The organism is Natrinema sp. H-ect1, from assembly GCF_041821105.1.
Taxonomy (GTDB): Archaea; Halobacteriota; Halobacteria; order Halobacteriales; family Natrialbaceae; genus Natrinema; species Natrinema thermotolerans.
Window position 1 is genome coordinate 139,615 of sequence record NZ_JBGUBA010000003.1, and the last position, 21,675, is coordinate 161,289.

General features: G+C 64.8%; 19 protein-coding genes and 1 pseudogene. 6 read left to right on the forward strand and 14 right to left on the reverse strand.

All coding sequences use genetic code 11. The features are described from left to right. Window positions 1–79 precede the first annotated feature (79 nt). Window positions 80–994, reverse strand: a complete 915-nt coding sequence (mdh, locus tag ACERIM_RS09045; RefSeq protein WP_049905473.1) for a malate dehydrogenase — start codon at window positions 992–994, stop codon at window positions 80–82. A gap of 168 nt (window positions 995–1,162) precedes the next feature. Between mdh and ACERIM_RS09050 the strand changes: the two genes are divergently transcribed. The 3 genes from ACERIM_RS09050 to ACERIM_RS09060 all read left to right on the forward strand — a co-directional run bounded on the left by ACERIM_RS09050 (window position 1,163) and on the right by ACERIM_RS09060 (window position 3,505). After that, window positions 1,163–1,624, forward strand: a complete 462-nt coding sequence (locus tag ACERIM_RS09050) for a TIGR00725 family protein (protein ID WP_373632187.1) — start codon at window positions 1,163–1,165, stop codon at window positions 1,622–1,624. A 57-nt stretch (window positions 1,625–1,681) separates the two neighbouring features. Continuing rightward, complete coding sequence (locus tag ACERIM_RS09055; protein ID WP_373632188.1) at window positions 1,682–2,401, forward strand: Sjogren's syndrome/scleroderma autoantigen 1 family protein; 720 nt, start codon at window positions 1,682–1,684, stop codon at window positions 2,399–2,401. A 246-nt stretch (window positions 2,402–2,647) separates the two neighbouring features. Beyond that, window positions 2,648–3,505: a phosphatase PAP2 family protein gene (locus ACERIM_RS09060; protein ID WP_373632191.1), complete on the forward strand. Its 858-nt coding sequence runs from the start codon at window positions 2,648–2,650 to the stop codon at window positions 3,503–3,505. Window position 3,506: 1 nt separating this feature from the next. Here ACERIM_RS09060 and ACERIM_RS09065 read toward each other — a convergent pair whose 3' ends face one another. The 7 genes and pseudogenes from ACERIM_RS09065 to ACERIM_RS09095 form a co-directional block, all read right to left on the reverse strand. After that, a complete protein-coding gene (locus tag ACERIM_RS09065; protein WP_373632193.1) occupies window positions 3,507–5,942 on the reverse strand; it encodes a DEAD/DEAH box helicase in 2,436 nt (811 codons plus the stop codon). Window positions 5,943–6,681: 739 nt separating this feature from the next. Next, entirely contained in the window at window positions 6,682–7,539 is an 858-nt protein-coding gene (locus ACERIM_RS09070; protein WP_373632194.1) for a hypothetical protein, read from the reverse strand. A gap of 325 nt (window positions 7,540–7,864) precedes the next feature. Then, window positions 7,865–9,084 (reverse strand): annotated as a pseudogene (locus ACERIM_RS09075) (MFS transporter). A 99-nt stretch (window positions 9,085–9,183) separates the two neighbouring features. Beyond that, on the reverse strand, window positions 9,184–9,768 hold the full coding sequence (locus ACERIM_RS09080; RefSeq protein WP_373632196.1) for a dolichol kinase: 585 nt from the start codon (window positions 9,766–9,768) through the stop codon (window positions 9,184–9,186). 146 nt (window positions 9,769–9,914) lie between these two features. Then, entirely contained in the window at window positions 9,915–10,544 is a 630-nt protein-coding gene (locus tag ACERIM_RS09085) for a hypothetical protein (protein WP_373632198.1), read from the reverse strand. A 166-nt stretch (window positions 10,545–10,710) separates the two neighbouring features. Further along, the gene (gene glyS / locus ACERIM_RS09090) at window positions 10,711–12,480 is read right to left on the reverse strand and encodes a glycine--tRNA ligase (protein WP_373632200.1); all 1,770 of its coding nucleotides are present in this window, start codon (window positions 12,478–12,480) and stop codon (window positions 10,711–10,713) included. After that, window positions 12,473–13,324: a CBS domain-containing protein gene (locus tag ACERIM_RS09095; protein ID WP_006648408.1), complete on the reverse strand. Its 852-nt coding sequence runs from the start codon at window positions 13,322–13,324 to the stop codon at window positions 12,473–12,475. Before ACERIM_RS09095 ends, glyS begins: the two co-directional genes overlap by 8 nt. A gap of 129 nt (window positions 13,325–13,453) precedes the next feature. On the opposite strand from ACERIM_RS09095, the gene ACERIM_RS09100 reads away from it, so the two are divergent. Both ACERIM_RS09100 and ACERIM_RS09105 read left to right on the forward strand, forming a co-directional pair. Beyond that, window positions 13,454–13,615, forward strand: coding sequence for a hypothetical protein (locus ACERIM_RS09100; protein WP_162834891.1), 162 nt, complete (start codon window positions 13,454–13,456; stop codon window positions 13,613–13,615). A gap of 178 nt (window positions 13,616–13,793) precedes the next feature. Beyond that, window positions 13,794–14,315: a hypothetical protein gene (locus ACERIM_RS09105; protein WP_373632202.1), complete on the forward strand. Its 522-nt coding sequence runs from the start codon at window positions 13,794–13,796 to the stop codon at window positions 14,313–14,315. A gap of 158 nt (window positions 14,316–14,473) precedes the next feature. Here the strand turns inward: ACERIM_RS09105 and ACERIM_RS09110 are convergent, their stop codons facing one another. From ACERIM_RS09110 to ACERIM_RS09135, 6 genes are all read right to left on the reverse strand, one after another. Then, window positions 14,474–14,629, reverse strand: coding sequence for a hypothetical protein (locus ACERIM_RS09110; RefSeq protein WP_162834892.1), 156 nt, complete (start codon window positions 14,627–14,629; stop codon window positions 14,474–14,476). A gap of 152 nt (window positions 14,630–14,781) precedes the next feature. Continuing rightward, a complete protein-coding gene (locus ACERIM_RS09115) occupies window positions 14,782–16,101 on the reverse strand; it encodes an ABC transporter ATP-binding protein (RefSeq protein ID WP_373632203.1) in 1,320 nt (439 codons plus the stop codon). Beyond that, on the reverse strand, window positions 16,094–17,254 hold the full coding sequence (locus ACERIM_RS09120; RefSeq protein ID WP_373632204.1) for an ABC transporter ATP-binding protein: 1,161 nt from the start codon (window positions 17,252–17,254) through the stop codon (window positions 16,094–16,096). Before ACERIM_RS09120 ends, ACERIM_RS09115 begins: the two co-directional genes overlap by 8 nt. Before the next feature lie 2 nt (window positions 17,255–17,256). After that, window positions 17,257–18,285: an ABC transporter permease gene (locus tag ACERIM_RS09125; protein WP_373632206.1), complete on the reverse strand. Its 1,029-nt coding sequence runs from the start codon at window positions 18,283–18,285 to the stop codon at window positions 17,257–17,259. Between the two features lie 2 nt (window positions 18,286–18,287). Then, window positions 18,288–19,289, reverse strand: coding sequence for an ABC transporter permease (locus ACERIM_RS09130; RefSeq protein ID WP_006648401.1), 1,002 nt, complete (start codon window positions 19,287–19,289; stop codon window positions 18,288–18,290). A 96-nt stretch (window positions 19,290–19,385) separates the two neighbouring features. Beyond that, window positions 19,386–20,963, reverse strand: a complete 1,578-nt coding sequence (locus ACERIM_RS09135; RefSeq protein WP_373632208.1) for an ABC transporter substrate-binding protein — start codon at window positions 20,961–20,963, stop codon at window positions 19,386–19,388. A 291-nt stretch (window positions 20,964–21,254) separates the two neighbouring features. Between ACERIM_RS09135 and ACERIM_RS09140 the strand changes: the two genes are divergently transcribed. Next, window positions 21,255–21,674 carry a PPC domain-containing DNA-binding protein gene (locus ACERIM_RS09140; protein ID WP_006648399.1) on the forward strand — a complete coding sequence of 140 codons (420 nt, stop codon included), beginning with the start codon at window positions 21,255–21,257 and terminating at the stop codon, window positions 21,672–21,674. The last annotated feature ends 1 nt before the right edge of the window (window position 21,675 follow it).

Genomic DNA, 21,675 nt, shown 5'->3' on the forward strand with positions numbered 1-21,675 from the left:
AGCACGTTCGGTCCGTCGAGACACACTGCTGACGGCGAGGACGAAACTGTGCGAAAACGGACCGCAAGCGAGGACCGCGTTAGCTGATCTTGTCGTACTGTTCCGAGAGCTTCTCGGCGGCCTCGCCGAGCTGGTTGCGCTCGTACTCGGTCAGGTCCCACTCGACGATCTCCTCGACGCCGTCCGAGCCCAGCTTGACGGGGACGCCGAAAGCGGCGTCCTCGTGGCCGTACTCGCCCTCGAGCCTGACGCTCGCGGGCAGCACTTCGCCCGTGTCCCGGAGGATGGCCTCGACCATGTGGCCGACGCCGGTGGCCGGCCCCCACTCGGTCGCGCCTTTCTTCTCGATGACGTTCATCGCCGAGGTTTGGAGTTCCTCTAAGAGTTCCTCCTTCTCGTCCTCGTCGAACGCGACGTCTCGCCCGTCGACCCGCACTTTGGAGAAGACGGGGACCTGGGCGTCGCCGTGTTCGCCGAGGATGGTCGCGTCGACGTTCTGGACGGGGACGTCGAAGCGCTCCGAGATCACGTAGCGAAAGCGGGCGGAGTCGAGCCGGCCGCCGAAGCCGATCACTTTCTCGCGGGCGCGGTCGCCCGTCTCGTAGAGGTGTCGGTTCAGCAGGTCGACCGGGTTCGACGTGGTGACGGTGACGAAGTCGTCGTTGTGTTCGGCGATCGAGGAGCCGATATCCTCCATGATCGGCGCGTTGTCGCCGGCCAGATCGATCCGGGTCTGGCCCGGCTGGCGCGGAATACCGGCCGTGATGACGACGACGTCCGAGCCGGCGGTGTCCGCGTAGTCCCCCTGCCGGATCGTCGTGTTCGAGTCGTAGGCGACACCGTGGTTCGTGTCGGCGGCCTGCCCGATCGTGTCGTCTTCCTTGTCCGGAATGTCCACGAAGACGATCTCGTCCGCGACCTCCCGAAGCGCGATGTTGTAGCCCGCAGCGGCCCCGACGGTTCCGGCCGCGCCGACCACGCTAACTTTCGTCATACCGCGTAATGCTTCCCCATCACACACGTTAAATCCGTCGAAACCTCCCACTTCTAACGGATTGTCCGATACGTATTTCGTCGATCGTCGTACCGAATTCTCGGCCCGTTGATCGGCAGTCGGCTCGAGACCGAACCGATCATGGTGGCCGCTCGCGCCCACTCACGTATGCGCGTCAGCGTCATCGGCGGCGGGACGATCACGGACGAACAGGCGGCCCGCGCCGAACGGGTGGGACGTGAACTCGCCGCGCGCGGCCACACGGTCGTCTGTGGCGGTCGCGGCGGAACGATGGCTGCGGTCTGTCGCGGCGCGAAAGCCGAGGGTGGGACCACGATCGGCATCCTCCCCGGCGAGCGTCGTGACGCCGCCAACGACGACGTCGATCTCCCGATCGCGACCGGGCTGGGCCACGCCCGGAACGCGCTCGTCCCGCTGAACGGCGATGCGGTGATCGCGCTGGCCGGCGGCGTCGGCACCCTCTCGGAGTTCGGCTTCGCCGGAATCTACGATCGGCCCGTCGTCGGCCTCGAGACCCACGACGTCGACGCGGCCGGCCTCGACCTCGAGACCGTCGACACCCCCGCGGCGGCCGTCGACGCCGTCGAAGCGGCCCTCGAGTCCTGCTAGCCGGCTCGAGCCGTCGCTGTCGCAGCTTTTTCGACGCCCCGTCACTTCTAGACGGACATGAGCGACTTCGATAAGGAAGCCGAGCGCGAGAAACTCCGCGAGAAGTACGAACAGGACCAGAAAGAGCGCGAGGCGACCCAGCGGATGAGCGACCTGCTGCTCAAGGGTGCGACGATGACCAACGCCCACTGTGGCACCTGTGGCGATCCGCTGTTCCAGCAGAACGGGACCACGTTCTGTCCCAGCTGTCACGGCAACCCGGATGCCGTCGAGGGGACCGATCTCGAGGCCCAGCCGGCCGAGGGAGCTGCCCCCGAGGGAAGCGACGACGAACGGGCCGAATCGGCGTCGACCGACACCGCCGCACCGGGCGCTGCTGGGACCGAATCCACGACGGGCGACGGTGTGGCCCCGACCGACCAGCGACATGATGACCGAACCCCGACCACCGACGACGCGACTCCCCCGAGCGCCACCGACCGCACGCGGTCGACTCCGACCGAACCCGAGCGCCAGCCATCGACGGCCGACGCCGCCGGCCGCGACGCCTCGCGTTCGCCGACCGACGACCGCTCGAGCGACCCCGCCCCGTCGCGACGCACTCCCGCGGCGACCCCGTCGTCGGTCGACGGCGACCTCGAGGCGGCCCGCGACGCGCTGGTCCGGTCGCTCGAACGGTTCGCCGAGGAGGCGGCCGCAACCGACGACCCGCGGTACGCGCGGGACTGTCTCGCGGCGGCTCGCGAGGCTGGTGAAGCGCTGTCGACGCTTCGGTAACCGGTTCGACGCGCCGGTGTCGTCTTTCCTGCCATGGCACCACGGTTCCCGCTGTCGCCCCGGCTCGAGGTGATTGACGTACCAATAGATATATATTTGATATAGGTGTATGCTATCGTGAGTTTCCAACAGATGGATAGATCGACCGGCGCGTGTGTCCCGTCCGGTCAGTACCGCCCTCCCCGGGCGACCGACGTCTCGCCCGGCCCCGTCAATCGGTCCACGATCACCTACTAATCCCCACCCATGGCACTCGGATTCGTCGTACTGCTTACGGTACTCGTCGTCTGCATCGGACTCGTCGCGACCTGCGTGGCGTGTCTCGATCGAACCATGCTCGGCCGGACGATGGCCGACTACGATCGCCGATTCGTCGAGATCGTCCCCTATCTCGGTGTCACGGCGCTGTTCTTCGTGGCAAAACGTGCGACACACGGCCACACGCTCCGCATCTCGAAGGCGCTTGACTGGGACCTTACCGCCGAGATCTACGCCGTCGAAGGGGAGTTCGTCGCGTGGCTCCAGGCGATCACGCCCCAGCACACGCTCGAGTTCTTCTCGGCGATGTACATGTTCGGGTTCCCGTACCTGCTGGTGACCGCGCCGATCCTGTACTTCCTGCTGTCGTCCCAGCGGTATTTCAAGGAACTCCTCGTCTCGTATCTGCTGAACTACGTGATCGGGGCGCTTTTCTACACGCTGTTTATCGTCTACGGGCCGCGCAATCACCTGTCGTCCGTCGACGGACTGATGTACTCCTTTTACCCCCAGACACAGGAGGTGACCGCGGCCGTGTCGGCGAATACGAACGTCTTCCCGTCGCTGCATACGTCGCTGACCGTCGTCGTCGTGTTGCTCGCGTGGCGCTCCCGACGGGAATATCCGCGGTGGTTCCCGATCGCGTCGTTCGTCGGCGCGTGCGTCGTCTTCTCGACGATGTATCTGGGCATCCACTGGCTGATCGACGTCGTCGCCGGCGTCGTCCTCGGCGTCGGGGCCGTCGTCGCCGCCGAACGAATCGTCGCCCGAGCGGAGGGCGACGCCGGTCCGGTTCCCGCGTCCGACGAGCGCGAGGACGGGATCGCGTCCGACCCCAGCGACTGACCTACCCCGTGTAGTCGCTCCCGACGACCTCTCGAATTCGCTCGGCGGTCACCTGCCCGACGCCGTCGGCGTCCTGTAACTCGTCTTCGGTCGCGATCATCACGCCCTCGACGGTCCCGAACTCCTCGAGCAGCGAGCGCGCCGTCACGGGGCCGATCTCGGCGATCGAGGCGACGACGTACTCCTGCTGTTCGGACAGCGTTTTGGACTGTTTCTCGCCGTGGACCGATACCTCCCGGTCCGACACGTCCTGTTCGCGGCCGGCGATCACGGCGAGCAGTTCCGTCGTCTCGTCCTCGCCGCCGGTCCGCAGGACGCTCGCGCCGAAGTCGACCGCCAGACTCGAGAGCGCCCCCCGGATGGCGTTGGGGGCGACGTTGCGCTGTTCGTACAGCCCTTCGCCCTCGACGATCACGATCGGCCGGGAGTAATGGCGCGCCATCGCCCCGACCTGCTCGAAGACCGAGCGGTCGCCCCCGACCAGCGAGTCGACGAAGTCCGCGACCGACTTGCGCTCGACGACGACGCGATCCGACAGGACGTAGTCGCCAACGTCGAGCGTCTCGAGTTGGACCTCGATCGCCTCGCGCCGCGAGAGGTCCCGCGCGATGTTGGCGTCCATCTCGCGCTGGTCGGCGACGATCTCGACGGCCTCGCCCTCGGCGTGGGGTTCGTGCGTTTCGACCTCGTCGTCGGCCGGGTCATCATCGCTCGAGCCGGCGGCGTCGGCGGCGAAGTCCTGCAGTCCGGGCCGGTCCGTGACCCCCTCGCTTCCGTTGGAAGAATCGCCGACGGCGTCGGGATCTCCATCGTCGTTGTTCACTTCCGCCGTACGCTTCCCGTCGCCGAAGTCGGCGAGTGACTGCTGGGAGTCGTCGAGTTCCTCGGCCAACTCGTCGGCCATCCCCTTCAGCTCGCGCAGTTCCGACTCCATCTCCTTCTCGCGCCGCCGGGAGATCCAGAAGTAGGCCTCGTCGCGGGTGTCCTCGGCCATGAGGACGACGACCCGCCCCTCCGACTGGCGGCCGGTTCGGCCCTTCCGCTGGATCGACCGGATCGCCGTCGGCACGGGCTCGTAGAAGAGGACGAGATCGACCTCGGGGACGTCCAACCCCTCCTCGGCGACCGACGTCGAGACCAGCACCTCGAACTCCCCGGCGCGGAACTCGTCTAACACCTCCTGTTGCTCTTTTTGGGTCATCCCGTCGGAGCCCTCGCGGTCGCCCTGCCCGACGAACCGCTTGGCGTCGAAACTGTCCGAGAGGAAGTCGGTCAACGCCTCGGCCGTGTCCCGCGATTCGGTGAAGACGATGACGCGCTCGCCGCCCTCGAGCCCCAACGTCTCGGCGAGCAACATCCGGGTCTTGCGGTATTTCGGGTGGATCTCGTCGAAGCTCTCGGCCTTGCGCATGGCCTCGCGGACCCGCGGGTCCGAGACCATCCGCTGGCTGGCCTTCGAGGCTCCCGACGAGCGGGCCTGATTGCGCTGGCGGTCGAAGTACCGCCGGACCGCCTCGACGCTTTGGGTCTCGACTAAGGTGACGGCCTGCCGGAGTTTCATCACCTCCGCGTGGATCGACATCCCCTCGAACCCCTCCGACTGGTCGTTATTGATCAGTTCCTGCAGTTCGGCCCGCATCCGATTGAGGTCCTTCTGGGACTGGTCGGGCTGGGTCGAGGACGCCACACCGAGTTCCTTGAGCTTCTCGAGGCGCTCTGTGATGACCTCGTTCAGCGCGTCCCGGATCTCGAGGACGTCCTCGGGGAGGTCGATCCGCTCCCACTCGACGTCGGTCTCGTGGGTGAACTCGTCGACGTCGGCGTCCTCCTCGGTCATCACCTCGACCTCGTCGATGCCGAGGTTCTCACAGACCGCGAGGATGGCCTCCTCGTCGCCGCCCGGCGACGCCGACATCCCCGTCACGAGCGGGTGCCGGGCGTCGGCGTGGTAGCGCTCGGCGATGTAGTTGTAGGCGTAGTCGCCGGTCGCGCGGTGACACTCGTCGAAGGTAATGTGGGTCACGTCGGCGAGCGAGATCCGGCTCCCGACGAGGTCGTTCTCGATCACCTGCGGGGTCGCCATCACGACCGTCGCCGACTCCCACGTTTCGGCGCGGTCGTCGGGACTCACGTCGCCGGTGAAGACGACGATCTCGTCGTCGGGTATCTGTAACGCCTCCCGGTAAAAATCCGCGTGCTGCTGGACGAGGGGCTTGGTGGGGGCGAGCATCAGCGCCTTCCCGCCGACCTCCTCGAGCCGTCGGGCGGTCACCAGCAGGCTCACCGTCGTCTTCCCCAGCCCCGTGGGGAGACAGACGAGGGTATGGTGGTTCGCGGCCGTTCCGGCGAGTTTCAACTGGTAGAGTCTGCGCTCGAGAAAATCGGGCTCGAGGAGCGGGTGCTCGATAGAAGCCGGTTCCTCGTCTGCCGTAGCCATTGGCGTCGATTCGATACGGGCCCGGTTAAGCATTGAGATAGCATGGTGAAAGTAGAACCTCCGTGTATTTGCATTGTGATTGTCCTTCAGTGAGGTGGAAGCGATGGTCTACGATACGCTCGTCTCTGCGGCCGGAACCAAAGGCATGCTTGGATCGAGGGTGATACTGTGCCGTCGACTGTTGCTCCGGAAGCACCCCCATCGAGCCGCCGGTCGATTCTTAGACACACATTTATCCACGCCTGAACGAAACGAAGGCTCTCGGTGATTCACTGACCCGTTAGCGCGTCGTACCGTTCGAGAACGATCGTGTGTCCATCGGCTTGCTATCTATTTCGGTACGAGAAGAGCTGCAGTTCGGGTTCTACGATTACTTATAAAGCTTGTATAATGTGACTATAGCCCCAGATGCGTGCAAGGCGACGGCACCGGGTCGTAGTGACTCTTGCATAAAGGCAATTGTTAGTGCAGCCACCCACACTAATGCCAACGGAAGTTCGAACAGTGGACGCCCCTTCACGACACCAAGAGCAGTACTCAATACTCCCCCAACCCCAATGCTGACGAGAATGACTGCCCAACTTATAGAGAATCCCTGCACAAAACAAACGATACCCGACATTACCGTTAATAATGCGAAAATAAAAAAATATTGGTGTCTATCGCGACGCGTTACAGCCTTGCTATCCATGGTTCATTTCTTCTATGTGGGTTGAAAAATATTCTGGTGGGAAGGTCCTTAGACTGGCAGATGAACGTTATAATCAAATTCCTTGCTGACTCCCATCTCGTCCCAATCCTTGTAGTACCCACCCGCGACCCCCATCATTATCGTCGGACTGGTGTTTATACCGCCGGGATACTCTTCGTCTTTATCCCAGTACGACACCGTCATGGAAGCCTTGTTTGGAATCATGTCGATGTCGATAAGCTGGTCCACCGCAGCAGCGAACCCTCCACAGCCGACTGCGGCGGCCGCTCCGCTCCATCCACCCGTGGGGATGGAACCGGCAGCACCAGCCACGTAACAGACCAGGGCCGAAAGGCCTGAGACTCCGATGCTGCTAAACGCACCCCCACCCTGAAGGTGGAATTCGACCGCGCTGTGGTGATTGAACGCTATATCTCCACAGGAGTCGGAGATTTGCTTGGTATCGACATCGTAATCCTCAATGAAGTTCTCCGGCGTGAAGTCAACCCCTTGTGCTTCTACGTCCCCGGCAGTGCTGATGTCGCTCGTGGTGGCCGCCGGATCAATCTCGCCGAACTCCAGCGGATGGCCACTCCTCGTGGCTTTGTACGTCGATTGCGTTGACGGGCCGCTCGAGTGCCTGTATTTCTCGGCTTCTCTGAATAGATATTTCTTGCCAGACACTTCGACGATAACCGCTATAGCATTATCTTCAGTTTCGACTCGCTTTCTGCTGATGTTTTCTCCACTGCAATTGAACTCGTCACCGCGGCCTTGGTCAGAGCCACTCTCCTTTGCACTGGCGGTCCCAGTCGCACCGAGGATCAGGCCGCTGCCAATCGTTGCACCGGTGGTTCGAAGGATATTTCGACGATGGAGTTTATCTTGATTATTATTGTCTTGCATTCACTGTATAATTATACCATCATAATATAAGTCTTTCCTACAATACGAATTATATTGATGTCTATATCATTGATAGTGGCTACGATATATGTTATAATGATATAGTGATATAACGAAATAATTGGCCAGGCCATCGCTCGAGCAGTGTGGGATCCTGAACGCAACGCTTCGATCACGGGATGCGGTGAATTGGTAATCCGGATCGACGAACGGCTCCTCGGTCGACTCCGATTTCGACGTTGCGAGGATCGCCGACGTTATCAGCGTCGATTCTCCGACGATATTCGCCACGCTGTCGGCGCGGCTCGATCGATGGATCGAGCTGTCACTCCTCCGCAAGCGGCGGGAGCCACCCCGTCAGCCCGACTGCGACGGCGACTAGCCCGGCCAGCGCGAGATACGCCTCGTCGAAGTGGCCCCGATCCGCGAGCGCGCCGAACGCGACCGGACTGACTGCCCCGATCGTCATGTAGACGGTCCGCAGGAACCCCAGCCCGGTCCCCTGCATGTCCGACGGGAACGCCGAGGTCATGTACGGCAGGGTGATCGTCCCGTAGCCCAGAATGCTCGAGAGGAAGACCGTCCCGACGACGAGCGGCCAAAAGCCCTCGAGGAACGGGAGCGCGACGAGCGAGACCACGACGACACCCAGGACCGGTGGCAGCGATTTCCGGATGCCGAACCGGTCGTACAGCCGGCCGGTCAGCGGCTGGACCACGATTCCGGCCGCGAAGAAGGCGCTGAAGAGCCCGGTCGCGACGCTCTCCGAGAACCCCTTGATCTCGATCAGATAGTGGGGTAAAACCCCGTAAAGGCCTGCCAGACGCAGTAGGTCAGGATCTGGATCGCGGTCACGGTGACGATCTCGGGCCGGCGCAGTTCCGAGCGGACGTATCGGACCGTCTCGAGCGAGACGCTGTCGACGGCGCTGTCCGCGCCGGAGGTGTGGGCCGGCACGACCAGCCGGAGGCCGACGGCGACGAGCGCGAAGGCGGGGACGACGAGGCCGAAGCCGTACTGCCAGGCGAAGGCCGAGGCGATCCCGCCGGCGGCAAGCGGCAGGAGGGTGTTGCCGGCCTGGCCGGCCGCCATCGTGACGCCGATCGCCGTGCCGTCGTTGTCGGGGTAGACGTCCGACAGCGTCGTGAAGCGGGCGACGCCGTACAGTGCGGTCCCGAAGCCGAAGGCTCCGGTCGCGAGGTAGACGACCGGCGCGGAGCCGGCGACGGCGACGACGCCGAGGGTCACCGCCGAGACGAGCGTACTCGCGACGAGGACGTTCCCCTCGCCGAACCGGTCGGCGAGCAGTCCGCCGGGAAGTTGGCCCAGTGCGTAACAGAGCCAGAGAGCGGTCAGCAGGAAGCCGGCCGTCGTCAGATCGAGGCCGTAGGCCCGCCGGAGGTAGGGCAGCAAGACGGGGTAGGCGAGTCGAACGCCGATCGAGAGGAACCAGCCGGCGGCGACGGCAACCAGAATCTCGCCGCGGCCGTCCGTCAGGAACGACCCCACGTTCGACAGCTTCGTCCGCGCGCTTGACAGCGACACTGTTGCCCCTCTTTCGCTGTCGATCGCCTTGAGGGACCCAGAACGGTGTGCGTTTGCCGGTATCGGAACCACGGTCCTGTGGCGCTGCCCTTGAGGCCGCTACAGCGGCGCGAACTCGAGGGCCGCCCACGCTAGACAGGCCGCGTAGATCGGGATCGTCAGGTTGTCGTCGACGATGTAGGTCCGGACCTCGAGGGTGACGCCGTCGGCCAGTGTCGCGCCCACCGCGGCGATCAGCGCCGCGGTGATCGGCAGGAACGGGATCGCGATGAGCGTCGAGACGAGAAACATCGTCCCGAGTACCTTCGGCGGCTTGACTCGCTTGAGGGTGTTGTCCGAGACCGCGCCGCTGATCGGGTCCCCCAGTGCGAGCATCAACATCGCCGGCAGCGCGATATCGGGCTCGAAGACGACCACGACCGCCGCCATACTGATCAGATAGAGCGCGTAGGCGGCGGGGTTGTCCTGTTCGTACTCGCGGGTGAGAACGTCGTAGAGCCGCCAGTCGAGTCCGATCCGAAGTCGGAGGAACTCGAGGACGAGTGCGCCGGTCGCCAGCATGACCATGAGGAGCCGGAAGCCGGTCCAGGTCAGCCCGGCATCGAGGGCGTCGGCCAGCAGCCAGAGGGCGACCAGTCCCGAACCGCTGGCGTGAACCAGGCGGCGCTTCAGTTCGTCGGCCATCACGTCGTGCCTCGGGAGAGGTGACCTTCAGTCCGTCGGTTAGTTCTCCGGACACCTATATAGTATATAAAGGCTCGCGGGACGGGCCCCGTCTCGAATCGAGGGCCGGGTCCACGAGATGACTCGGCGGGTGCCGTCGATCGCCGTCAGCGGTTCCCGCGGACGTAGCCGCCGAGTCCGCCGAACCCGACGGTGAACAACGCGCCGAAAAAGAGGAGTCCGAGCCCGAGTTCCGGCCCCGCGACGATCTCCGGATCCTCGACGGAGAGGACGAACGTACCGAGAACGAACAACGGGAGATAGCCGACGGCGACGCTCGCCCCGGCGGCGGCACTGCTCTCGGCCGACAGCGAGGATCCCGCCCGTCCAGCGATCACGTATCCCGTGAGAAACAGAATCGCGGCCGGAATCGCGTTGAACACCAGCGGATTGAACTCGGGCGCACCGACGGCAGTGAGCTGGTTGAACAGGTCGAAATAGCCGTCGGCGACCGTCTGCGAGCCGAGGCCACCGCCCGCGTTGAACTCGATCGGCGTGTTCACCCGGTGTGCGTTGTAGAACGGGTACCCGACGAACTCCGGCACCGGAAACACCTCCTCGAGATCGGGCTCCGTTTCGGCCGCATCGAAGATCCGGTAGGTGAAATAGCCAGTCGTAATTATGAATACTGCGATGAATGATAGGACGCCATAGATTATCCCGCCGATCGGACGGATACCTTCCGTTATTGGCTGGCTAGACGACCGTGGCTCCGTATTCGTCTCTTGTAAGGACACACATCAATCACGTAATTTGTAAAGAATAAAATTTGTGGCGGACGTTCCCGGACACGAGCGACGACTCACCTGCGCTCGGCGGCGTCGGCCGCCGATTCGCGGGGCAGTCGTCGTCCACGGGCGCGTCCTCTCCGGCCAGTCCCGTCTCCAACCGCGAAACGGTCGCTTACAGCTCGTCGAACGCCAACTCGCCGGCACGGATCGCCGCCAGCGTCTCGGCGAGGTCGTCGACCGGCAGCCGTTTCTGCTCGGTCGTGTCGCGTTCGCGGACGGTGACGGTCGTCTCCTCGTCCTCAACGGTCTCGAAGTCGACGGTCACACAAAACGGCGTGCCGACCTCGTCCTGCCGGCGGTAGCGACGGCCGATGTTCCCCGAGTCGTCGTACGTGACCGAGAGGCCGGCCGCGCGCAGATCGTCGACGATCTCGTTCGCTTCTGTCTCGAGTGCGTCGTCGCTTTGCAGCGGGAAGACACCGACGAAGGTGGGTGCGACCTCTGGCTCGAGTTCGAGGTAGGTCCGCTCCTCGCCGTCGACTTCGTCCTCGCGGTAGGCGTGGTGGAGAACGGTATAGACCAGCCGGTCCACGCCGAAGGAGGGTTCGACGACGTGGGGCGTGATGTGTTCGCCGGCCTCGGTCTGTTCCTCGACCGCGAAGCCGGTCTTTTCGACGGGGATCTCGTGGGTCTCGCCCTCGAGGTCGATCTCGACGCTGTCACCCTCGAATGCCGAGCGGTCGCGGGCGGCGAGGTCCTCGAGTGTCCCGACGACGGCCTGGGCGTCACCGCCGAACTCCGGACCCAGATAACTCATGTCGGGGTCGACGGTGGCGCGCTCGACCGTCTTGGGCTCGTCGTACTGTTTGAAGATGGTAAAGCGGTCGTCGGAGTACTCGTCGTGTTTCGAGAGGTCGTAGTCGCCGCGGTAGGCGAAGCCGGCCATCTCGATCCAGTTGCCGTCGACCTCGCTCTCGGCGTCCCAGCAGTCGCTGGCGTAGTGGGCCCGCTCACCCGAGAGATGCTGGCGGAACCGGAACCGGTCCATGTCGACGCCGACCGCCTCGTACCACGGCTTGGCGACCCCGAGGAAGTACGCGACCCACGGGCTCGAGACGATCCCCTCCTCGACCGCCGCGCCGATCGTCGTCTCGATCTCCTCGCCGCCCTCCTCGTTCTGCTCGCTGGCCGGGTAGAGCGTGACCTCGACATCGGCGACGCTCTCGAGGTCGGGCTCGTCGGTCTCGGGGTCGATGAAGTACTCGAGTTCGGCCTGGGTGAACTCGCGGGTCCGGATGATCGAGCGCCGGGGGCTGATCTCGTTGCGGTAGGCGCGGCCGATCTGGGTGACGCCGAACGGCAGTTGGTTGCGCGCGTACTCCTTCAGGCGGGGGAACTCGACGAAGATGCCCTGTGCGGTCTCGGGACGGAGGTAGCCGGGGTCGGAGTCGCCGGGACCGATGTTCGTCTCGAACATGAGGTTGAAGGTCTCGACGGCCTGTCCCGCGAGTCCCGCCCCGCAACTCGGACAGACGAGTTCGTACTCGGCGATGACCTCCTCGACGTCCGGAATGGGGAGGCTCTCGGCGTCCTCGTACTCCGTGTTGTCCTCGACGACGTGGTCCGCGCGGTGGCTCTCGCCACACTCCGGACACTCGACGAGCATGTCGTCGAAGCCGTCCAGATGGCCGGAGGCCTCGAAGACGGGCTCGGGCATGATGGTGGGCGCGTCGATCTCCATGTTGCCCTCCGCGACGGCAAAGCGGTCGCGCCAGGCGTCCTCGACGTTGCCCTTCAGGGCCGCACCCTGCGGCCCGAAGGTGTAGAAGCCGCCGACGCCGCCGTAGGCGCCCGACGACTGGAAGAAGTAGCCCCGCCGCTTGGCGAGTTCGACCAGTTTCTCGCTCGTTACCGCCGTCTCCTCGGTGTCGTCGTCACTCATAGAGCGCCTCCAACAGATCGATGTCGCGAGCGATACCGACGAGGTCCTCGCCCGTGACTATCGGGATCTGTTCGATATCGTTGCTGATCATTCGCTGTGCGGCCTCCTGGACCGACGTGTCCGCCGCGACCGTCACCACGTCGTCGCTCATGAACTCCCGGATCGAGCCCGCGGGGATCTCGATGTCCCGCGTCGGGAGATAGCGGCTCCCGACGGCCTTGATCCCCTCCCAGGACCAGTCGTCGTCCTGGTCGCCGAAGTTGTCGCCCGTCTCCTCCTCGCCCTCGACGATCCGGGCGACCTCGAGGATGTCGACCTCAGTCAACACGCCGCTCATTCGTCCCTCGTCGTCCAGCGCGACGGTGTAGGGGACGTTGGCGTAGGAGAGTTCCCGCTCGGCGACGGGCAAGGGCGTTCCCTCGTAGGTCGTGTTCACGTCCTGGCTGGCGTAGGCGTCGACGGTGCCCTCGGTCGCCTGATCGCCGGCCGCGATCGCGTGGATCACGTCGGTCACGGTAACGATCCCCTCGAACTCGCCGTCGACGACCGGCACGCGGCGCGCGCCTTCCTCGACCATCGTCCGCGCGACGTCCGCGAGCCCGGTTTCGGCGGTCGTCGTCGGTACCTCCTCCATCAACATGACGAGCTGGTCCTCGTCGGGCTCCTCGATGAGTCGCTCTCGGGAGATCAGACCGCGGTACTCCGGCCCGTTGTCGGTCGGTTTGACGACCGGGACCGACGAGAACGATTGCTCTTGCAGGTACTCGAGGACGTCCGAGCGGGTCCCGGGCAGGTCGGCGGTAACCACGTCTTCACGGGGCGTCATCGCGTCGGCTACGTTCATATCCCGTCGGTACGGCGAAAATGAGTATAAACCCAGTGTTTCACGGACCGACGTTCGATCGGCGACCGGTCATTTGGCTGGACAGTCCGATTCGATGCGTTTATATGTGAGTGGTTGTCACTCACTCACATGGCGACGAACCCCCACGCCATGGCGTCCGACGAGACGATCGTCGGTTCGATCGATTCGACGGCCACGAGCGATGAGTACGTCATCGCGGACATCTCGGCCGACGGTGCCTGGCTGTCCATGCGGGCCGATGACGCGCTTGCGCTTCCGGCCTGGCGATAACTGGGGGTGGGATGGGATCGATTGTCGCGTCCGGTCGCGACTGCGCTGTTTTCCGTTGTCCGCGTTCCGACGCGAGATGGCCCCGATCGGACGGTTGCTGCGATGTCGACGTTCTCGCCGTTTTCAGCACGTCTCGAGCGGCCATACCGTTTAGTGGATTCGGATGGTCGCTACGGCCATGAGACGCTCTCGGCCGCGACGCGACGCGGAACCCGACCCGAGCGACGGCGACGAGTTCGGCCTCGAGCGCGCGCGCTCTCGTCCGTCCGTCGTCACGGCCCTCTCGCGGTTCGTCCCGGCGGCGCTCGCGCGGCGAGCGATCGCCGTCTCCGTCGCGACCGACCGCGAGGTCTACGCGCGTGACGACCCGGTCGAGATCACCGTCGACTTCGAAAACCGGCTCCCGGTCCCCGTCGAACTCCGGACGCCCCGCCAGCGCCGCTGGGGCTGGACGATCGACGGCCACCTCGAGGCCACCGACGAACGCCGGTACACGCCGGACCGACCCGCTACGTTCGACTTCCGCGCCGGCGAACGAAAGCGCGCGTCGGTGACCTGGAACGGCCGCCTCGAGCGGACCGACGGCGACCGCCACGAGTCGGTCGTCCCCGACGCCGGCGAGTACGAGATCCGGGCGTTCGTTGCGACCGCTGCGGGGACGACTCGGCCGGCCGACGCGACGACGATTACGATCAACTGACTGGCCGAGGCGTGGCTACGAGAGGAGGATATCGACCGGGAACGACGGCGCGTCGCTCCCGATCGGAAAAACCGCGTGTCGTCCGTGACTCGCCGGTATCGGTTCGGCCCCGTCGTCGGGGCGACTCGAGCGGTGCATGCTCAGTCAACTCCTTCGGCTTAGCCGGTGAGGAACCCGCCGGGCGAGACCTGCGTCGCCGGCCGGCCGTCGTCGGTCGTCTGGACGCCCGTGAACGAGGGCGAGTGTTCGATCGTTCGCTGTACCTTCGCGCCGGTTTTCGTGTGCGTTGCCAGGATGGCGAGCATCTTACTCATGTATGAGTAAATAGTGGCGGCCCACTCATAAGTATTATTGCGATGATCGACCGTGTTGGATGATCGTCGCCGGCACTATTAGTGAATGATTCTCACAGCTTCGGTGCTATCGGCGCGCCGGCGGTCGCGGTCGTCTCGGGGCCACGTCTCCGTTATCGGTGGAGGTGACAGGCGGCGAACCGCTCTCCGTCGCCGGACTCGAGTTCGTAGGACGGCCGCTCGCGGGCACAGACACTCGCTTCGGCGAAGGACTCGAGCAACAGGTCGGTCGCCGCCGCCCAGCGGTCGGCTTCGTCGCCGTCCGCCTCGCCGTCGGTGGCGACCAGCTCGATCGCCTCCGCGACGATCGAGCCCGCCTCGCCACGGGGCAGCGTTCCGTCGAAGAACTCGGCTTCGATCCGCGCCGCCGGCATCGGTTCGAACGTCCGCCGTTTGACCGCTCGCATGAACGCCCGCGTCCGTGGCCACTCCTCGCCGGTCCAGTCGTACGCGTCGGGGGCGATCAGGCGCGGACACCGCGTCCGGAACCGACACCCCGAGGGCGGATCGACCGGGCTCGGGACCTCGCCCTCGAGGACGCCCCGGGAGCCGTTCTCGCGAGGATCCGGGACGGGAATCGACTCGAGCAGGGCACGGGTGTAGGGATGCTGTGGGTTCTCGAACAGTTCCTCTTTCCCCGCCAACTCGATGATGTGGCCCAGATACATCACCGCCACGCGGTCGGAGATATGGCGGATGACTGAGAGGTCGTGGGCGATAAAGAGGTACGTGAGACCGAACTCCCGCTGCAGTTGCTCCATCGTGTTCAGCACCTGCGCCTGAATCGAGACGTCCAGCGCGGAGACGGGTTCGTCACAGACCACGAAGTCGGGATCGACCGACAGCGCCCGTGCGAGGTTGATCCGCTGGCGCTGCCCGCCGGAGAAGGCGTGGGGATAGCGGTTGTAGTGGCGTGGGTCGAGCCCCACCTTCTCGAGCAGTTCCTTCGCGCGGGCCTCCCGCTTCTCGTCGTCTAACATGTCGTGGGCCCGCATCGGCTCCTCGATGATCTGCCCGACCTTCATCCGCGGATCGAGCGATGACTGGGGATCCTGGAAGATCATCTGCATGTCCGAGCGCGTCTGCCGGAGTTCCTCACCACCGAGGTCGGCCAGGTTCTCCCCTTTGAAGTAGATGTCTCCCTCGGTCGGCTCGAGCAGGCGCAGGATCGTCCGCCCGAGCGTACTCTTGCCACAGCCGGACTCCCCGACCAGTCCCAGCGTCTCGCCGGGTCGAACCTCGAGCGAGACGTCGTCGACCGCTCGCACCCGCTCTTGCTCGACGCTGAACGGCGGGAACTCGCTCGCGTCGAACTGCAGGCCCGCGAACAGTCCGGACTCCTGCCCGAAGTGTTTCGAGACGCCGTCCAGTTCGAGCAGCGGCCCCTCGCTGTCGTACTCGCGGTCCTCGTCCAACCGGAGCCCGCTACTCACGACCCTCACCCCCGTCGTCGGCCGGGTTCGGCGCGAGTTCCGACGCAGTGTCCTCGGCCACCCCGTCTCCGGTTTCCCTCGTCGCGCCCGCAAGCGGCGGACTGCCCTCGTAGTCGACATCGAAGGCGTCGTGTTTCACGCAGGCCGCCCGGTGGGGCTCGCCGTCGGCGTCCGCGACCACCGTCGGCTCGGGATGGACGCGCTTGCACACCTCGCGCGCGTCGGGACAGCGCGGGTGGAACCGACAGCCCGACGGCGGCTCGATCGCCTCGGGCATCACCCCCTCGATCGCCTCGAGTTCCGTGACGGTGCGGTCGGGTCGGGGGATCGAGTCCAGCAGGGCGTCGGTGTAGGGGTGTTTCGTCTCGTAAAACAGCTCGTCGACCGGCGCTTGCTCGACGATCTCGCCGAGGTACATCACGTTGACCCGGTCACAGATCTCGGCGACCACACCCAGGTCGTGGGTGACCCAGACGAAGCTCGTGCCGTATTTCGACTGTAGCTCGTCGACCAACTCGAGGATCTGGCCCTCGACGGTGACGTCCAGTGCCGTCGTCGGCTCGTCGGCGATGATCAGACTGGGTTCGCAGGCCAGCGCCATCGCGATCAGCACGCGCTGGCGCATCCCGCCGGAGAACTGGTGGGGGTACTCCTCGTAGCGCTCCTCGGGGTCCGGAATGCCGACCTCGCGGAGCATGTCGATCGCTTCTGCGCGAGCCTCGTCGGCCTCGAGGCCGCGGTTGAGTTCGATGAACTCCCGCAGCTGGCCGCCGACAGTGAACACGGGGTTGAGCGACTCCATCGGGTCCTGGAAGATCACCGCGATCTCGTTGCCCCGGATGCGGGTCCGAATCTCCTCGTCGGAGAGGGCGTCGTCTCGCTTTCGCAACTCGCCGTCGGGGCCCTCCTCGAGGCCGAAGATCGTCTCGCCCTTGTAGGTGATCTCGCCGCCGACGATCTCGCCGGGGGCCTCGACGAGTCCCATGATGCTCATCGAGGCGACCGACTTCCCGGCGCCGCTCTCGCCGACGAGGCCGACGATTTCGCCCTCGCGGACCTCGAAGGAGATGCCGTCGACGGCGCGTACTGTGCCTGCTTCGGTGAAGAACTGGGTCTTCAGGTTCTCGACGCGGAGTAGTGGTTCGGAACTCATTGTCAGTCGTCGATTCGGGGGTCGAGGGCGTCCTGCAGGCCGTCGCCGAACAGGTTAAAGCCCATAATGGTGATCATGATCGCGATACCCGGCCAGATCGAGAGCCAGACGTTCGAGTGCATGTAGCCGTGGGCGATGTTGAGCATCTGCCCCCAGTCCGGCGTCGGCGGCTGTGCGCCGTAGCCAAGGAAGGAGAGCCCGGCGACGATGAGGATCGTCACGCCGATCTGGAGCGTCGCGTAGACCAGCACCGGCGCGAAGCTGTTGGGAACGACGTGACGCAGGATGATCTCCCGATCCCTGACGCCGGCCGCCCGCGCCGCTTCGATGTAGTCCATCTCGCGGACGCTCAGCACGCGACTCCGGATGATGCGGGCGAAGACGGGGACGAACGCGATCCCGACGCCGAGGACGGCGTACCAGATGTTCGCGCCGCCGACGAAGACCGTGAAGACGATGATGAGGATCAGCGGGGGGATCGCGTACACCGTCTCGACGATCCGCATGAGGACGTCGTCGACCCGGCCGCCGTAGTAGCCGGCGACGGCACCGACGACCGTCCCGCCGGTGAGTCCGATGAACGTCGAGACGATCCCGACGAACACCGACACCTGCGTCCCGTAGACGATCCGCGTAAAGTAGTCCCGGCCGGTGTGGTCGGTCCCCAGCGGATGCTCGAGCGTGCCGCCGGCCGGCAGCGGGTTCCACGGCTGCTCGGCCAGCGGGAAGTACGGCGGCATGTGTTGGGTTCCCTCCCCCGGCGACGGGATGTAGGTCGGGTGATCGAAGATCGGCAACAGCCGCGCGAAGGTGTAGTCCGACAGGACGCCGAACGTGAGCAGGGAGAGGTTGCTGTCGATCGCGGCGTAGATCGCGACGAACAGGACGACCGTGACGACGTACAGTCCCCAGCGGGCCGTCGTGTCCGCTTTGATCCGTGCGGCCGTGTAGCGCCAGCCGACGCGGGCCTCGACGTCGTCTTCGCTTTCCGTCTCTCGATTGTCTTCGAACTGTGATTCACTGACTGCCATGCTTATTCTCGCTCACCGTAGGTGACTCGCGGATCGACGTATGCGTACGAGATGTCGGTGATGATGACGCCGACGACGAACAGGACGCCGAGCATCATCGTCACGCCCATCACGAGCTGGTAGTCGTTTCGCTGGATCGCGCCGACGAACAGCTGTCCCATTCCGTTGATGTTGAACACCGTCTCGACCAACACCGCGCCGCCGATCGCCGTCGACAGGTTGAGTCCGACGATCGTGATGATCGGTAGCTGTGCGACCTGGAACGCGTGCTTTCGCAGGACCGTCCGCTCGGGCACGCCGTAGGCACGGGCCAGCTTGACGTACTCGCCCTGCAGCGACTCGATCATCTGGGTCCGCTCGACGCGCATGATCGTCGCCATCTGCAAGGTCCCCAGCGCGATCATCGGCAACAGCAGGTGTCTGGCCGACTGATAGTACAGCTCGAGGTGGCCATCGATTCCCCGATAGGCGCTCGGCGGTCGCCACGGGTAGTAGAGCCCGCTCGAGGGGAGCCAGCCGAGCTTGACGGCGAAGACGAGGATCAGGACGATCCCGATCCAGAACGAGGGGGTGCTGACGCCGACGAGCGCGGCGATGCGGGAGACGTGGTCGGTCGGTTCGTTGCGTCGGTCGGCGGCCACGACGCCGAGCGGGATCGCGGTCGCCAGCGCGAACACGTACGCCGAGACGACCAGCAACAGCGTCGGTCCGAGCCGGTCCAGTATCAGGTCGGTGACCGGCCGCTCGTAGTAGATGCTCTGTCCGAGGTCTCCCTGTAGCAGCCCCGCCATGTACGTCAGGTAGCGTTCGTGTAACGGCCTGTCGAGCCCGTACCGCCGTTCGATCGCCCTGACCAGTTCTTCGCTGTGTTCCTGGCCCTGAAGCATGAGGCTAACCGGATCGCCCGGTCCCAGGTTCGCCAGCAGGAACGTGATGACGGAGATCCCGATCAGGACCGGGACCGCCTGTGCCAGCCTGTATACCGTGTACTTGAGTAGCTTCATTGCTCAGCGAGTCGATCGCGTTGGTCGTCGGACGATGCGACGCGGTCGAGGGGAGTCGACGGCCCGCCGACCGCGACGGGATCGCCGTTCGTCAGTTCACTCCATCGAGACGTTCGTGTACTCCGCGACGAGGGTCGGATTCCTCGTCACCTCCGGATGCGCCTGGAGGTCCTCGACGTAGTCGCGGGACGCCATCGTGTTGTCCTGCGTAAACGCCGGTAAGACGGGTAATTGCTCGACGATTTCCCGGATGACGGGTTCGTAGATGTCGTAGCGGTTCTCCTGACCCGCCGAGTTACGCCCCTCGGCGATCGCCTCGTGGAACCCGTCGCTACCCCCGTAGTAGTGGCCCTGATTGGTTCCCGCCTGGCTCTCGTGGAACAGCGGGTAGAGGTAGTAATCGGGGTCGGGACCGCCGGTCCAGCCGAGCAGGTACATCTGGTAGTCGTCGGCGTTCCCGCTGGTGTAGGTATCGACCAGCGTCGCGAAATCCAGGACCTGTACGTCCGCGCCGTACCCGATCTCGTCCAGTCGGGTCGCGATCCGCTCGGCCAACTGGGCACGGATCCCCTCGGGCGTGATGATCGTCGGGGTGAAGTCGTCGGGCGCGTGTTCATCGAGCAGCGACTGGGCCTGATCCGGATCGTACTCCGGCAGCATCTCCTGATACTCCTCTTCGGGGAATTCCCAGACCTCGTTGACGACCGGCGGGATCGGGCTGTACATCGGCGAACTCACGTTGCCCGCGTTCGACTCGATGAAGTCCTGCATCGAGAACGAGTGGGCGATGGCCTGTCGCACCTCGGGGGTGGTCGTCGGCCCCTCGTTGCAATTAAAGGCCATGTACATGAACGTCGGGCTCTCGGCCGAGTGGAGAGTCACGCCGTCCTCGTTCTCGAGGACGTCCCAGTCGTCGTTTGGAATGCCCGCGATGACGTCGGTGTTGCCCGCCCTGATGTCGGAGACGCGACCGGCGGGATCACCGTGGGCGACGAACCGAACCTCCTCTAAATTCGGCTCGAGGTCGCCCCAGTAGTCGTCGTTGCGCTCTAAGTCGACGTATTCGTTTTCTTGCAGGTCGGCGAACTCGAACGGGCCGGAGCCGACCGGGTCCGTGTTGAACGCCTCGCGGTCTTCGGTCCGGACGCTCTCCGGAACGACCGTCACGCCCATGGTCGCGAGTTCGAACGGGCCGTAGGGCTCCTCGCCGAGGTCGACCTGCAGCTGGTAGTCGTCGATGACCTCCGTACTCTCGATCATGTCGTACTCGGAGGCGTTCTCCGTCTCCTCTTCGACGGGTGCGGTAAAGGAGTGGGCGACGTCCCCCGCGGTCACCTCGTCGCCGTTGTGGAACGTCGCCCCTTCCACCAGTTCGAAGATGTAGCGCGTGCCGTCGCGCTCGACCGTCGGCTCGCCGGCCGCGAGTTTCGGCTGTAACTCGAGGCCCTCGTCGTACTCGTAGAGCCCGTCGAAGACGAGCTGAATGACCTGAAAGCTGTACGCGTCGTTCGAGACGACCGGATCGAACTGCTCCTCGCGCGATTGTTCCTGCGTGAAGTGGAACCGATCGCCGTCTCCGGAGCCGCCCCCACCGATACAACCCGCAAGCGCCGCCGCGGAGACGGCGGCGCCCGAGGCGAGTAGCCGTCGTCGCGTTGGGTAGTCCAGCACCATCCTGTGGAGAGTTATCACCCAACCCATTTTGGTATCGACCGAGTACGGCGTGCAATCAGCTCTTACTAACGGAGAATACGTCTACTACCGGTTCCATCAGTGAGACGATTCGGCCAGCGATGAACCCACCTGTGCATCGATGTCGGTTCGCGAAGTCGGGGCCGTCGCCGTCACGAGTCGGGCCACGACGCGGGGTCACGCTTGTGGAGTGAACGGCCGCTATCGACGGTCGGCGCGGCCAACGCCGACGGACCCGTGGTATTTTTCTTCAGCCGGACACAGAACACGTGTATGAACTATCGCGCCGTCGAGACCACCGAAGAGTACGTCGCCCGACTCGAGACGGGTGCCGACTGGCGGGCCGAGATCGAGTCGCTGGCGGACGCGGTCGAGGCCGAGGCCGGCTGGTTCACCGCGCTCGGCGCGGTCCAAGACGCCGAACTCTGGTTCTACGATCAGGACACCTGCGAGTACGCCCCGATCGAGTTCGACGAGCCGCTCGAGGTCGCCAGCTGCGTCGGCAACGTCTCGTGGCTCGATGATGAGCGGTTCGCACATACTCACGCCGTCCTCTCCGACGACGAGGGTCGGACCTACGCGGGCCACTTGAACGAGGCGACCGTCTGGGCCGGCGAGGTCCACCTGCGCGTCTTCGAGGAGTCCCTCGAACGCGAGTACGACGAGCCCACCGAACTGGATCTCTGGCTCTGAC